At 67.3% G+C, this 15,130-nt stretch carries 4 protein-coding genes and 2 pseudogenes; 3 read left to right on the top strand and 3 right to left on the bottom strand.

Annotated elements, in window-relative coordinates:
* Positions 1-293: 293 nt before the first annotated feature.
* Positions 294-966, bottom strand: a pseudogene (locus tag AC07FY_RS31350) (transposase family protein); the annotation flags it as partial.
* A gap of 169 nt (positions 967-1,135) precedes the next feature.
* Between AC07FY_RS31350 and AC07FY_RS31345 the strand changes: the two are divergent.
* Positions 1,136-2,260 carry an SMI1/KNR4 family protein gene (locus tag AC07FY_RS31345; protein ID WP_479013289.1) on the top strand — a complete coding sequence of 375 codons (1,125 nt, stop codon included), beginning with the start codon at positions 1,136-1,138 and terminating at the stop codon, positions 2,258-2,260.
* Positions 2,261-2,404: 144 nt separating this feature from the next.
* Positions 2,405-2,665, top strand: a pseudogene (locus AC07FY_RS31340) (tyrosine-type recombinase/integrase); the annotation flags it as partial.
* Between the two features lie 100 nt (positions 2,666-2,765).
* Here the strand turns inward: AC07FY_RS31340 and AC07FY_RS31335 are convergent.
* Together AC07FY_RS31335 and AC07FY_RS31330 are read right to left on the bottom strand one after the other, a co-directional pair.
* The gene (locus AC07FY_RS31335; RefSeq protein WP_479013286.1) at positions 2,766-3,107 is read right to left on the bottom strand and encodes a hypothetical protein; all 342 of its coding nucleotides are present in this window, start codon (positions 3,105-3,107) and stop codon (positions 2,766-2,768) included.
* Entirely contained in the window at positions 3,104-9,955 is a 6,852-nt protein-coding gene (locus AC07FY_RS31330; RefSeq protein WP_479013283.1) for a polymorphic toxin-type HINT domain-containing protein, read from the bottom strand. Before AC07FY_RS31330 ends, AC07FY_RS31335 begins: the two co-directional genes overlap by 4 nt.
* A gap of 749 nt (positions 9,956-10,704) precedes the next feature.
* Between AC07FY_RS31330 and AC07FY_RS31325 the strand changes: the two genes are divergently transcribed.
* On the top strand, positions 10,705-15,000 hold the full coding sequence (locus AC07FY_RS31325) for a ricin-type beta-trefoil lectin domain protein (protein ID WP_479013280.1): 4,296 nt from the start codon (positions 10,705-10,707) through the stop codon (positions 14,998-15,000).
* The last annotated feature ends 130 nt before the right edge of the window (positions 15,001-15,130 follow it).

Genomic DNA, 15,130 nt, shown 5'->3' with positions numbered 1-15,130 from the left:
AATCCCTCCTCGCGAGCCTAGAACAGAGCCGCGACCCGCCCACGGAACCCGGCCACCGCCCCGATACGGCCGAGACCTTTCGCTCGAACGCACCTTGGTGGGCCTCCGCGAGCGCCGCCAGCCCACCGGAGAGTGCGGCGGCGGGGATCTTGCTGCACCCGGGCGAGCACGTTGCCGGCCGCAGGATGTGCCTGGAGCGCCTTATAGAGGCATTCCGTGATCAGACCAGGAAAGACACCCCCTCCAACACCTAAGCGAGTGGTCGAGCACCGGAGTTTGCGGAGGAGCCTTCAGGCTTTGAGGGTCGCCATGGCCTGCTCGACGAGTGCGCGGATTTTCGCATGGGACCGGTTTACGGCCTTCTGACCGGTGGAAAGGCTTTCCCAGCGACCCCAGCAGGGGGTAACGGACCGTGCCGCCGGCGCCCCGATACGCCTTGTCCGCCCAGCACTGGACGCCGGTCTCGGCGAGGGCGTCAACGATGCCGTGTTCGCGAGCCGCGCGGACATCGTGGACGGCGCCGGGCAGGGCCGGTGAGGCCCACAGCAGTCGGCCGAAGGGATCCGTGAGGACCTGCACGTTCGTGCCGTGTTTCTTGTGTTTCCCAGAGTAGAAAGGCCGGTCCGCGGCAATACGGTCGATCGGCAGGAGCGTGCCGTCCAGGATCACGAACGCCTTCGTCGACGCGGCCCGTATCGCGTCCGTCAGGGTGGGCGCGAGGGCGGCCAGGAGTTCGACAGCCTCGGTGACATACCGGTAGGCGGTCGTGATTCCGACTCCGAACCCGGCCGCGAGCTGGGCATACGTGTGTCCCACCCTCAGGTGGGCGAGCGTGAGCAGGGCCTGCCGGCCGGCGCTCAGACGCCGCCAGCGGGAGCCGATCGCGCGACGGTGCTGCCGCAGACGGGTGGACAGGAAGTGTAGGGCAGAACTGGACACGTCGACGCCCGACGGGTAGACAAGCATGCGAAGCCTCTGGTGGAGACGGTTCTCTTGGTCGAAAACCCATCTACCAGGGGCTTCACCACATTGTCAGCCCAACCACCCTGTCTTTGCCGCAGGTTGGGAGAAGCTCATGTGCTTCCCCGCCCTCCCGGTCAACACCCGTTCGCTCCCGGTAAAGGTCTATGGACCCGTGAATGCTTCAGATCCGCACGTCAACGCCTTCGCCGAGATCTTCGGCGATCCGCCGGCCGACTACGCCGTACCTGTCGACTGGGCGGCAGTCGAGTCCTGGTTGGGGACGAGCCTGCCCGCCGACTACAAGGCCATCGCCGCCGCGTACGGCCCACTCGACATTGGCTCCTGGCTCTGGCTTCATATGCCATGCGTCAACCGCGGTTGGTTCGACTATGGGGCCTGGGTCCAGCGGACTCGGCGTGACGCTCCCGGCGTCCTTCCCTTCGGAGCCACCCGTACCGCCGATACCCTCTACTGGGACACCACAGCGTCCGACGACCCCGACCAGTGGCCGGTCGTCATGCACTGTCAGGATGACGAGAACGCGGGCCGCGACCCCTGGCGGCGCTTCGCGACCCCGCTCGTGCCGACGCTGGCCCGTCTCGTGGCCGACGGCATGCGCCCCGTGGCCGCCCGAAGTGGCATGCAAACCGACCTGGAGCACACTCCGTGGACACCGCCGTCTCGGCGACCGGAGCCAACCGCTCAGCAGCGGGCGGCGCTCACCACAGGCAACGGGCTGGAGACTTTGATCGCACTCGTCCCGCCGCCGGAGACACCCGCGCTCGGTCAGCACAACTGGGACTGGCTGTACGAACGGCTGGGTACACGTCTGCCCGGCGAGTACATACAACTGATGGAGCGGTACGGGGCCGGCTCCTGGTGCGGCTGGCTGCGCTTCAGCATCCCCTTCGGCGAGGACCAGTACGCACTCGCACCGTGGGCCGAGTGGTACGCGGAGACCTACCAGAGGCAGCGAGCCGAGTTCCCTGAGTATCATCCCCTGGCTGTCTATCCCGAGCCCGGGAGGTTCCTGCCCTTCGCCGACTCCATCGACGGCGACCAACTGTGCTGGCTGACCGGAGGTGCCACGCCGGACGACTGGCCACTGATCGTTGTACCGCGCCATGCCGACCAAGGCCCACCGCTCAACCCCGACCTCACCAAAACCCTGCTGGAGTGGCTGCGCGGCCGGTTCGCGACCGAGGGCCTGCCCCCGCTCGGACGCCGCGACGAGGATCCCCTCGACTACATCGAATTCGAGCCCTACGACGCAGAACCAGCCGCTGATGACCAATGATTCAGCGCCGCATTGGTCGAGTTGCGGGAGCTGAGGTGTTCCATCATCCGCATCACCACCCTGGTACAGGCCGTCCTTACTTGCACCTGACCAGGCCAGACCGAGGTTGAAAAGGGCTGACTGTCAGGCCCCTTAATCCGCCACGTCCGCCGCATCCGCTTCCACGACCTCCGCCACTCCACCGCCACCCTGCTCCTCGAACAGGGCGTCGAACTTGTTGTGATCAAGAAACTCCTCTGCCACGCCCGCATCGGCGTCACCGCCACCGTCTACGCCTACGTCCGACTCCGGCTCCAGCGCGACGCTATCGACCTCCTCGGCCGCGCCCTCCAGCGCTCCGACGACGCCACTAGCCAGCCCGACGACCGCGGCGAACCGCCGCTCTGTGCAGCACCTATCCGCTGACGTTGCCGTCAACTACTGCCGTCAGGCGCCCACAGCACACGCGAGCGGCCCCACCGGAATAAAGCCGGTGGGGCCGCTCGCTTTCCTTTTCTGTTCAGCGTCAGGCAGAGGCTGCAACCCCACGATAGAAATCGGCGGCTTGCTTCAGCGCAAGGGCCAATGCGGGCAGACCTTCAACGTGGCGCCATTCCCGAGTCGCCTTTTCACAGGCCCGCCAAATTCGAACATATTCGTCATCAAAATCTGACGACTTGATCACGATGTCGTCGAACTCGGCATCCGAAAATTTACGCCTACCGGCATCCAGGAACCGTTCATTCAGTTCTTCGCGTGCGACGAGAAGTTCACCGACTCGACGAAGATGCAGTCCGCCAACCCTCGGACTGACGATAATCTCCGCCAAGACCTTGACGTACTCAGACGGCCCACCTGCTTGACTCACCCTCTGTTCATCCTTCCTCGTAGCACGGCCATCCCGCGGCGCCCTTCCGGGAGGTTGACCCCACCAGCCCGCAGGATGTCAACACAATAGGTCACACAACTATTGTCCATTCCGTCGTACGCTCCGAGGTCCGCATCAATGGTCCTCCCCTGAGCCGCGTAGGCAGATTCTGCGTTCGGCAAGTCGAAGGTAAGACTCCTCGTGTTAGGGCCGAGGTCTTCGGGGAACGCGTGCGCACCTGTGGTCGGAAGCCCGTTGTACTGGCCCGGCCTGGCGGGAATTCCATTGATTACCTGCTCAGTAATCTGCGATCGACCGTCGGCCATATCGATGCGAATTATGGCATGCCCGGTAGACCCCATATCGGGGTCATACGAAACGGTGGCAGTACCGCCACAGTTATGAACGAGGACGGGAGTGGCGCCTGCGAGCACATAGTACGTGTGGAAGTCGTCGACGGTGAGGTTGTGTGTGGTGACCACGTACGGGTAGTCGCGGGTGGTCTGGACCGTGAGGGCGGTGCCGTTGGGCTGGCGGAGCTGTTCGCCGGGAGTGAGGTCGCCGGCGTCGACCCACTGGCGGCGGGTCTCGCTCCAATAGGGGTGGTGAGAGGTGGAGGTGATCGCGACGGGCGGCCCTCGGGGGCTTGCGTCGTCGGTGAGGGTGAGGTCGGTGAATTCCTTGTCGTCGGGGGTGGTGATGGTGGCGGTGACCTGCTTCGGCCGGGTTTCACCGGTCTGCGGGTCCGTGGCCATCACGGTGTCGCCGACCTCGATGTCCTGAATGGCCTTGGTGCTGCCATCGGCCATCTGGACCTTGGTTCCCGTGGGGAAGCTGTTGGTCTTTACGTCACAGCTACCGGAGCTGCTCTTGGTGTCAGAGCCGCTCCCCTTGGCTTCCGCGTCGGCTTCGCCCTTGCCTGCTTTGGAATCGGTGCCGGCGCTGTCGCTGGCTGATTCCTTGGAGGCTTTCGCGTCGCCTGATTTGGCTGCCTTCGAGGCCGCCTCGGCTGCTTCGGAGTCTGCCTTCTTGGCCTTGGTGAAGGCTTCCATGGCCTGGGACGCCCTACGTTCGGCGGCGTTGAGAGCGTCGTAGGTCTTGTTGATCTCCTTGTAGATCTGGAACGCCTTGATACCGATCTTGACGGCCTTGAAGAGCTTGCCCCAGGGAACCGAGTTGAGGGCCGTGTTGATACAGGCCATCACGTCGCCCTTGGTAAAGCAGTCACGGGCGTCGTTGTAGCCGATCAGGTCCATGACCAGGTCGACGACCGCATGCTTCAGCTCCTCGCGCTTCTTCTTGAGTTTGGTGACCTCGTTGTTGGCGCTGTTCAGCGTTTTAGCGGGAGACGGGCTGCTGGTCTCTTCGTGATATTTGATGGTTTGGGTTTTGACGTACGAAGAGCCGCCGCATTCGCCCTGTTCGCACTTGTACGCCAGTCCGCTGGGGTCCGACTTGTTGAACGGGTCGTTGTTGGAGTAGGCGTAGGCGTTCCATTGCTGGGGGTCGCCTGCGTCGATGATGGGGTCGGGGCTGATGAAGCGGCCGGTGGTGGGGTCGTATTCGCGGGCGCCGAGGAGGGTAAAGCCAGTGGACTGCTCCTTGGTGCCGCCGACGAAGCCCTTGTCGCCGGCCCAGGTGCCGGGTGCGGGCTGGGTGCCGCGTTCGTTGCCGAAGGGGTCGGCGGGGCGGCGGACCTGGGCGAGGTCGGTGGCGTTGAACTGGACGCCGTTGGTGCCGTGGTGGTCCGAGGACTGGTAGGCGAGGTTGGAGACGCCGGCGGTGGTGGTGCGGGTGACGGACAGGCCGCCGGGGGCGCCGTAGGTGCGGACGTTGGAGACCTTGCTGGTGGCGGTGTCCAGGGTGATCTGGTCGGTGCCGAGGTTCAGCGTGGTCTTGCCGGGGTCGCGTCGGATGAGCTGGTTGCCGCCGGTGTCGTAGAGGTAGCTGGTGCCGGCGCTTTCGCCGGTTCCGGTGATCTTGTCGAGCTTGCCCTGGTCGTTCCAGGTCAGGGTCTTGGTGCCGGGGGCGCTGGTGATGGAGGTGGTGTTGCCGGTGGCGTCGTAGGTGTACGAGGTCACCTTGGGGCTGGTGCTGCCGCTGGTCTCGGTGGACTTCATCAGGGCGTGCGGGCCGCCCGTTCCGGTACCGGTGTTATGTCCGGTGCCGAAGGTCTGGGTGACCGTCGTGTCCTTGGCGGTGTTGCCGGTGACGTCCTTCTTGACCAGCTTGGTGCGGTTGCCGATCTTGTCGTACTCGTACTGCTGCCAGTACGGGGCCGGCCCGCCCACGCTCGGCTTGCCGGTGAGGTCGACCTTGGGGCCGGTGGCGTTGGTGCAGCCGCCGATGCCTCGGACGCTGGGCTGCGGGGCCGTGGTGGTGGTGCCGGTGTCGGTCCACGCCTGGGTGAGGCGGCCGAGGTAGTCGGTGGTGAAGCACTGCAGGTCGCGGGCGGCGCCGTCCTGCGTGTTGCTGATGGACGTCAGCTGACCGACGCGGTTGTAGGTGTAGTCGACGACGTCGACGCTGGCCCGTGTGGCGGTCTGCTTGTCCAGAGTGGAGCGGACGGGCCGACCGGTGGCGAGGTCGTAGTCGACCGTGGAGACGATCTGCTTGCCGGTGTCGCCGATGGTGGTGCGGATGGCCCGGCCGTAGGGGTCGTAGCGCATGTCCACGACGTACGGCGTGATCTGCCCGTTGATGGTGCTGTCGAGGGAGGTGAAGCTTCCGGCGATGTTGCTGTTGTAGGTGAGGGTCTCCGCGGCGAGTCCGGCGGCCGCGATGGCCGGCAGCTCGGTCTTCTTCAGCTGGCCGTACTTGTCGTAGGTGTTCTTCGTTTCGTAGGTGCCGGCCAGCTGCTTCTCGGCCGCCGGGATGGTGACCTTGGTGCCGAGCGGCCGGTAGCCGCTGTCGTAGCCGGTGATCTCGGAGACGTAGGCGTTGCCGGTGGCGCCGCCGGTGAAGCGGGTGGTGGTGGCCGGCTTGCCGAGGGCCCCGGGCCTGGTGTCGTAGGTGAAGGCGCCGACCTGCTTGGCCGGGTCGACGGCCGTGCCCTCGTAGGTGGCGGTGGTGCGGCCGAGGATGTCGGAGACGGTGGTGGCGCTCTTGCCCCGGGCATCAGTGACGGTGACGAGGTTCTTGCTGTCGTCGTAGACCGTTGCGGCGGTACCGGAGTCCGGGTCGGTGGTCTTCACCGTGCGGCCGAGGAGGTCGTAGGCGAAGGTCCACTCGTTGCCAGCGGAGTCCTTGCGGCTCAGTTCCTGCCCTTGCGTGTTGGACTCGTAGGTCGTCTCGTCGTAGTCGGTGCCGGTGGGGGTGTTGGTCTTGTACTGGCGCAGGACGGAGGTGGTGCCGTTGCTGATGCTGGCCGTGGCGTAGCCGCCGGCCGGCGGGATCTTGCGGACCTCATCCGCTCCCGGGTACTCGGTCTTCGAGCGCCACTGCTCGATGCCGAAGGACTGGAAGACGGAGGCGGTGGGGCGGCCGAGGCCGTCGAAGACGGAGACCGTCTGGGCGGGGATGTGGTTGTCGGGAGTGACGCCGCCGTTGGGCAGGAACAGAGCGCCACCAGGAGCGGCCTGGTCGTTGTAGTACGGGGCGCTGGTCTTGACCTGCCAGCCGTGCGAGTCGAAGAGCGCGTCGGTGACCATGCGGCCGTAGGCGCCGGACGGCGTGTGGGCCTGGGTCTGCCGGATGCGGCCGAGGCCGTCGTAGATGGTGTAGCTGGAGATGTAGGAGTCGTCGTTCATGAGCGTCTGGCTCAGAACGGTCGTCGGCGCGTTGGTGCCGTTCATGCTGTACGAGAACTTGCGAACCGGCGGGTCCGCGGTTTTGTCCTGGCCGGGCTGCCAGACGGCGATGACGCGGCCGAGGGCGTCGTAGGTCTGCTCGGCGACGTGGCCGTTCTCGTCCACCGTCTTCAGCGGCATCGCGCGGCCGGTGTCGAGGGTGGTGACCGTCTTCCAGCCCAGCGGGTTGGTGTGCGTGACCTCGTAGGGCAGGGCGTTGGGCAGAGCCCGGTACTCGGTCTTGGTGACCGCCCCGTCCGGGTGCGCGGCATCCTTGCGCACCTTGTTGGTGGAGGTGCTGACGCGGCCGTAGACGTCGTAGGTGGAGGTGACGTTGAGGCGGTAGACCGGATTGCCGGCGGCGTCGTACTTCTCCAGGACCTCCGTGCCGGTCTGGTCGGCGGTGGTGTCGGCCTGGCCGAGCGGCTTGCTGTCGAAGTAGGCGCGGGTGTCGCCGACCGTGTTCGCCGCGTTCGGCGTCTGGGCGCAGCCACCTGCGCCCTTGAGGACCAGGGTGCGGGAGGCGAGCTGGGTCAGGGCGCCGCCGGGACCGTCGGCGTAGGTGAAGGTGGTGCACAGGCGCTGGTCAGGACGGGCCAGGTCGCTCTTGTCGTCGACCTGGAGGGGCCGGGAGAAAGCCGTCTTGTCGTAGGTCGAGGTGCGCTCGCTGGTGCGCCAGGTGCCGTTGGCGAGCTTGGCGCGGCTGGTGACCTTGTCCGTGTTCATCACCCAGGCGGTGATGGCGGGCATACCGCCGGACTGGGCACGGGTCGCCGTGGCCTTCTCGCCGAGGAGGGGGTTGGAGACCTCGTCGGCGATGACCGTGCCGCCGTCGCGGTCGTAGGTTTCGGTCTGGCGGACGAACCCTGAGAACTGCTCCTGGTCCTTGATGGTGCCCCCGTGCGCGTCGGGGACGTTTACGGAGCGCTTGGTGCCGTTGGCGAGGACGTCGCCGTCCATACCCCGGAGGAAGGTGGCGACGGACTTGGTGCGCGGGGCTTCGGCACTGTTGCCGCTGCCCGTGCGGGTGGTGACGGTGGCGTAGCCGCGGAACTGGTCCCAGGTGCGCGTCTTGGGGTCGGTGAACTCGGAGTCGTTGCGGTGCCAGGCGATGCCGCCGCCGTACTCGTAGTCCGTGATGACGCTGACCTGGCCGCCGACCTTGTCCTGCTGGGTGACGGACTGGACGACGATCTTGTGGAACCAGTCGTCGACCGGGTCGGGGAAGGACTGGCCGGGCAGATACCACTTGACCGGCATGCAGGCCATCGTGTTGCTGTCCGCGGCCGCGGGCATGGTGCCCTTGACGCGTGAGCACTCAGGGGCCTTGTAGACGACGTTGATCTGGCCACCGGTCTCGGTGGTGATCGTCTGGATGCGCGGCCGGTTGAACTTCGAGGCGCCGGCATCGGTGCCGTTGGGTCGCTTGACCACGCCGTCCACACGGTTGGGGATCTGCAGCGGCGTGAACGAGACGGCCGGTACGGTCTGCTTGGTCCGGGCGTTGGTGGCAGTGCGCTGGATGGACTCGAGCCACATGGTCGGCGCCGTGCCGTCGCCCGAGGGCTCGAAGCGCTGCTTCAGTGCGTAGGAGTCGATGTTGCGGTAGCCGCCGGTGCCCAGGACCTCGGTGTCGATGGCCGTCATGCGCTTGGTGGAGAAGTAGGTGGGCGACAGGTTCAGGCACTGGCCGGTGGCCGCGCACTCCTGGTCGACCGGGGTGTCGCCCCACGCTGTGGGGTTGGTCTTGCGCTGGGCCGGGTCGCAGGCGGTGCCCGTCTCGAAGCAGCGGTCGGCAGTGCGCAGCCAGATCTGGGCGGCGGTGTTGGCCTTGCCCTTGGCGGTGATCTGGTCGGGCAGGCGCTGGCCGTAGCCGATCCAGGTCGGGTAGGAGGCGCGCTGGTAGAGGGTGGGGGTGCCGTTGCCGTTGTTCTGGCCGCCGCCGCGTCCGTAGTAGTTGTTCTCCTGCTCGTAGCGGTAGGAGATCAGGTTATGGTGCGGGTCGACGACGTAGTCGAGGTTCCACTGCCAGCCCAGCTGCTGATAGGTGCCGTTGGCCGGGGTGTCCGCGCCCAGGCACTTGTCCTGGCCGCTGTTGAAGTACACCGGGACGGTGGAGACGGACTTGGCCTCGGGGTCGGTGCCGTCGCCGCCGGGCAGGCGGTTGGAACCGAAGTAGTACTGGGTGCCGTCGCTCGTGGTGACCTTGAAGCCCTCGCCCTTCCAGGCCGCGTTGCGCTGGCCGGTCAGGCGCTCGATCTTCGTACCGTCATCACCCTGGAGGCGGTAGACGCAGGTGGCGTCGTCGCGGACGATCTGACCGGCGTGGCCGGCCAGGGACAGCGACAGAATGTCGCCCGCCCAGCACTCGTCACCGGACTCGGCGATGCCCGCGTCCTTGCATCCCTTGTAGGAGCGGGAGATCGAACCCGGGTGCCAGTCCCAGCCCTCACCGATCAGGCCGGACTGGGCGTTCGTCGACGCCGTACGGCCGTCGATGGAGGAGGAGTCGTACCCCAGGACGACGCTCGGCGCCGCCCCGGCGATGGCCGAGGGGACCTCAGCGGTGTAGCCGTAGGTGAAGTTCGCGGCGTTGGCTCCGGCCTGCCAGGACGCCGACGGCAGCAGCGGGGTGGCGGAGTAGTCGCCGAGGTTGCCGGACGGGCCCGGCTCCACGCCCAGGGCGATGCCGTCCGCGGCGAGCACCTGCGGGGCCTGTTCGGGAGTGGACTTCGTGTCGGGCTTCTGCGTCAGTACGGAGGCCGCGGCGGCGGCCTTCTTCGAAACCTCGACTTCCGCGACGAGACGTCCGGAGGAGTCCCGGTGCGAGGCAACCGGTGTACGGCTGGTGCAGCCGGGTGCGCCGGGAGTGGTCAGGGCGCATGCGGGCAGCTGGACCAGGCGGGCCCGGGCACCCCAGTTTGCGGCGTTGTTCTTCGCCCACGCCGAGATGTCGACGCCGACCTCGACCTTGCCGGCGGCCGCGGTGCCCGCGTCTCCGGTGAGAGCGATGAGGGCGCCGTTCACGCCGGCGGCCTGGGTCTTGGCCTTGTCCTTCACCTCGATTTTGAGGCTGCCCGCCCCCTTCCCCGCGACCGGCGACTTTGCGCCATTAACGGGTGCGATCCAGACAGGAAGCGATCCGGCCTGAGTTGCGGCCGCGTCAGCCGACGTTCGCGCCGCCTCGCCACCCCCCACGGAGACGGTCGCCGCCCCGGAAGGAACCTTCCCGTTCGATTCGGGGGTCCACTTGCCACCGGTCGACGGCCTCTCCTTGGCGGGCTTCGCGTCTGAACCCTTGACCGGCTTTGCCCCTGGAAGCGGAGTATTCGGTGGCGCCCACACCTTGGGCGGTTTGTCGGCCGCCGTGACCAGGGGAGCCCCCAGGCCGGAGAAGAGCACTGCGAACACCGAGACGATCGCGACACGCGAACGGACGGCGCGCGAGCGCACGAAAACACGACTTCGACGAGACAACCGGATCCCCCCACAGGACACGTACTCACTGGAACAAGGCCGACCGGGCCCAGATCATGCGCACCCTACGCACACTTCGTTCGATTTTTCATCGGAGGCTCATATTCCGCTGCCGTGACTCACATCACCCATGTCGCGGGTCGGGCGATCGCCGTTCAAAACGGACGCCGACACTTAACAAACTGTTGACAGGATTGCAGGCGTGAAGGAATTGTGCGGCTGACTTCTGTCCGTCTCACAGCTCAGGGGGGACACCTAACGTGAGACTGCTTTCCCTTCCCGCTCGGAAGCCGAGATCAAGTGGCCGCAGGGCCAGGGGTGCGGGCGTCGCCATGCTCCCGGTGGCCGGTGCGGCCGTTCTCTCGCTCGGCGCCGGCCTGATCGTCGCGCCGCCCGCGTCCGCCGAGGACAACCGCGGCCACGGCCCGGCCAACAGCACCTGGCCGGCACCCACTCCCCGGCCTCCTTCAGTGGAGTCCGCCGCGATCGACACCGCGAAGGCGCAAGCCAAGAGCAGCGGCAAACCGGTCGTCATCAACCACCTGACGACCGAGGTCTCGCGGACGTTCGCCACGCCGAGCGGCACGCTCTCCACGGACATGACGCCGGTGCCCGAGCGGGTCAAGAACCCCTCCGGCCAGTGGCAGACGGTCGACGCCACGCTTCGGGCCACCCCCGACGGCATCGTGACCCCGGCGGCGGTCCCCTCGAAGCTCGCCTTCTCCGGCGGCGGCACCGGCCCGATGGCCACCATGACCACCAGCGACGGCAAGAGGCTAGCTCTCAAGGCGCCCTTCCCGCTGCCCCAGCCCTCGCTCAACGGCGACAGCGCCCTGTACTCCTCCGTCCTTCCCGGCGTGGACCTCGAGCTCAGCGCCAATACGCTCGGCGGCTGGCGCCAGGTGCTGATCGTGCGCACCGCCGAGGCCGCCGCCAACCCGGCCGTGAAGAAGCTCCAGCTCACCGTCGAGGCCGACGGGCTCACCGTCAGCGCGGACAGCGCCGGCAACCTCAAGGCCGCCGACGGCCAGGGCAAGACCCGCTTCTCCGCACCCACCCCGCTGATGTGGGACTCGGCCGGCGCAGTCACTCCGACCGCCCCCTCGAAGTTCGCAGGCGCCCTTGCCAAGCAATCCGCCGAGGCCGAGGACACCTCGATGCCGTCGAGCACCGACGGTCCCGGCAGCGGCGCCGCGGTGAAGACGATCGGCACGACCGTCGACGCCCAGGGCATCCAGCTCGTCCCCGACGCCACTCTCCTCGGGCAAGGGACCGGCCCCTGGTACATCGACCCAGGCTGGAACCCGACCATCGACAACGCCAACCAGGCATGGGCCCAGGTCCAGGAGGCGTACGAGAACACCAACGAGTACAACGGGACCCAGTACGGGCAGGACAAGCCAGCCACCGGCTACTGCGGCTACAACATAGGCAACCCGCCCTGCGACGGCATCGGCCGCACCCGCGCCTACTTCCAGATCGGCATGGACTCCCGGCTCCACAACGCCGAGGTCATCAACGCGACGTTCTACGCGACCGTCGTCTCCTCCTCCAGCCCGAGCACCGTCACTCCGATGGGCCTGTACTCCACCGGCTACATCAGCAACCCGACGAGCTGGAACCAGCAGCCCTGCTCCAAAAACGGGCACATGGGCAGCAGCTGCAGCAAGGTCGCCGGCATCAACATGTCCGGCTCGGGTGACGTCCAGTTCGACGTGAAGTCCCTGGTGAAAACCGCGGTGGCGAACAAGTGGCCGACCGTGACGCTCGGCCTGGCCCCGGACAACGAGTACGAGAAGCACTACCGCCAGCGGTTCAACAACACCCCGCACATCGTCGTCGAGTACGACATCACCCCCACCGTCTGGTGGCCCCGCACCAGCCCCACCCCCGGATTCGCGGACACCGCCTCATACGCCGAGTGCCGCACCCCCGGCACCGCGAACCCCTGGGACAACCCCGGATGGGTCGGCGCGAACAACAACGTCACCCTCACCACTTCCACCTACTCGGCCACCGGCCAGCAGCTCTACACCGGCTTCCAGTACTGGGACGACGACAACGGCGGGGCCACCTCGTACGCCGACGCCGGCTGGAACAGCAGCCACGGAGCCGTCACCGTCGACATCGGCGGACTGACCGACGGCCACCAGTACGGCTGGCAGGCCCGTGCCACGGACGGCACGCTCACCAGCAGCCCCACCGAGATGTGCTTCTTCCGCGTCGACCGCACCCCGCCGACGGCCACCGTCACGTCGACCGACTTTCCCACCTCGGGCACCATCGGCGCCCATCCGAAGTACGCGGGCGAAGCTGGAACCTTCACCCTCACCGGCGCCGACCCCGCCCCCCTGGGCGGCGGTCGCAGCTCCGGTCTCGCCTGCGCACGGTGGACCACCGACCCGGTCAAGGCGGCCGCCACCGGCTGGAAGTGCACCGACACCGCGCCCGGCATCACCAAGCTGACGGGCGGCAAGGCCACCATCACCGTCCAGCCGCCGCGCTGGGGCACCAATTACGTCTACCTGCAGACCCAGGACAACGCGGGCAACATGTCCCAGCCCTTCGTCTACAGCTACTACGCCCCCTCCAACCCCGACGCGGGCACAGCCGTCTTCGGCGACATCACCGGAGACCACAAGCCCGACATCCTGCTGCCCGACACCGCGGGTGACCTCCGCAAGATCGGCGGCGGCGAAGACCCGTACGGCGCGCCCCGCGCCAAAATGGTCACCGCGGCCGGGAACTCCGGGAACTGGAACGGTATCCAGATCACCCACCGAGGCAACCTCAACCGGAAGCCGGTCGACGACCTCTTCGCCCACCAGGCCGGCAGCCCCTCCCTGTACGTCTACGCCAATGACGGCAACGGCGGCTGGTTCGACGGTCAGGCACCCACCGGCATCACGAAGCCCAGCAGCTGCCTGAAGTCCGACAGGACAACGGTCATTCCCTGCGCCACCTACGGGTACACCGCCGACTGGGCGAAGGTGACCCAGATCGCGGCGTTCGGCGGGGTGGCGGGCGAGTCCGGCGGGTCCCTCCCCCAGACCTCCCTGCTGTTCGTCGAGAACGGACGCCTCTGGCTCGCCACCGCCGGCACCGGCGACACTCTGGCACCCCAGGCGGTCCTGCTCTCGGGCAACGACACCAAGTGGGACGGCTACGACCTGATCGCACCCGGACGCGCCCAGGGCACGGCCTTCCCGACTCTGTGGGCCCGCTCCAAGACCGACGGCGGCACCCTGCACGCCTTCACCGTCAAGAGCGCCACCGACCTCACCGGTTTCACCGACCCGGCGGCAGGCGTCATCACGGGCAAGGTCGACCCGAAGACCTACCCCCGCATCGGTTCCAACGGTGACATCAGCGGTGACGACATCCCGGACGTCTGGGCAGTCAACGCCGACCAGCAACTCGTCGCCTTCTACGGCATCGGGAGCGGCGGCGACTCCCACCCCACCGTCACCGGCGTCGACACCTCCCCCGTCAGTGTGGCCGACCTGAACCGGGCCTCCGCCCAGTGGGGTCTGACCGGCCTGGCCGGTGCCAAGGCCCGTGACGAGGTCGGATTCGACGGCGTCAAGGCGCCCGCCGGGAACAACCCTGCGACCCCGGCAGGTATCACGTTCGCTCAAGAGGCAATCGGCGGCCGCGCCACCACCTATGCGGCGTTCCAGGGCAAGGCATCCAGCATCACGAGCACGACCAAGGCCGTGGATACCCGCGGCAGCTTCACCATCAGCACCTGGGCCAAGGCCGACACGGTCAGCGGTGGCGTGGTCGCAAGCCAGGACGGCAACCGGAGCAGCGCGTTCTACCTGTTCGCGGACCCCAACGGCCAGGCGTGGCGCTTCGCCATCGCCCGCGGTGACGTTGATGGCCTCGAGTACGACTGGACCGACCTCGCAGAGAACAGCGCGGCTCGCTTCACCCCTGGGGTGTGGACGCGCATCTCCGCCGTCTACGACGCCACCACCGGCCTAATGCGTCTCTACGTCAACGGGATGCTCGCAGGTACCGGCCACCACACCGCCGCCACCAGCCAAGCCCCTGTCGGCCCGTTCGTCATGGGGCGGTACAAGCAGAACGGCCAGCCCGCGCACGTGACGGTCAACGGCTTCTTCGGCGGCGTCAGCAACCTCGCTGTCTACCCGTACGCTGCCTCCGTCACGGCCCCCGGCACGTCCAGTCCGATCCACCTGGCGGGCGCCGCTGCCCACTGCGTCGACAACGACTACGGCCGGGACACCGACGGCAACAAGATCCAGATCGCAGGCTGCAACGGGACGAACGCCCAGCAGTTCCAGATCCGCAACGACGGCACCATCCAGACCCACGGCAAGTGCCTCAACGCCGCAGGGGGCGGTACCGGGAACACCACGCTGATTGAGCTGCGCAGCTGTGACTCGAGCGCCGGCCAGAAGTTTCTCCCGCGCGCCAATGGAGCCCTGTACAACCCCGTTTCCGGCCGGTGCATCGACCTCGGCAACTACGACACGACTCCCGGCCACCAGCTCTGGCTCTTCGACTGCAACCGCTCGCCGTCTCAGACCTGGACCATTCCCAGTCTCGGTACGGCTCCGTTGCCACTCCCGGTTCCCGTACCCAACATTCCTGCCGCCTGACCGCCAGGCCGACAGGGGCACGGGGCCGCCACCCCCCCGGGGGGGGGGGGGGGGCCCCCCCCCCCCCCCCCCCCCCCAGGGGGTTTTTGTTTTTTTTTTTTTTCCCCCTTCTCGCCCCCCTTTCTTCTTT

The organism is Streptomyces sp. NPDC045967 (genome assembly GCF_056430495.1).
Note: the sequence above shows the minus strand (reverse complement) of the source record. Positions and strands in the feature narration are given on the sequence as shown.

Bases quoted from the DNA above. Each gene is read 5' to 3' on its own strand.
- AC07FY_RS31325 (WP_479013280.1), top strand. From the start codon at position 10,705: ATGCTCCCGGTGGCCGGTGCGGCCGTTCTCTCGCTCGGCGCCGGCCTG.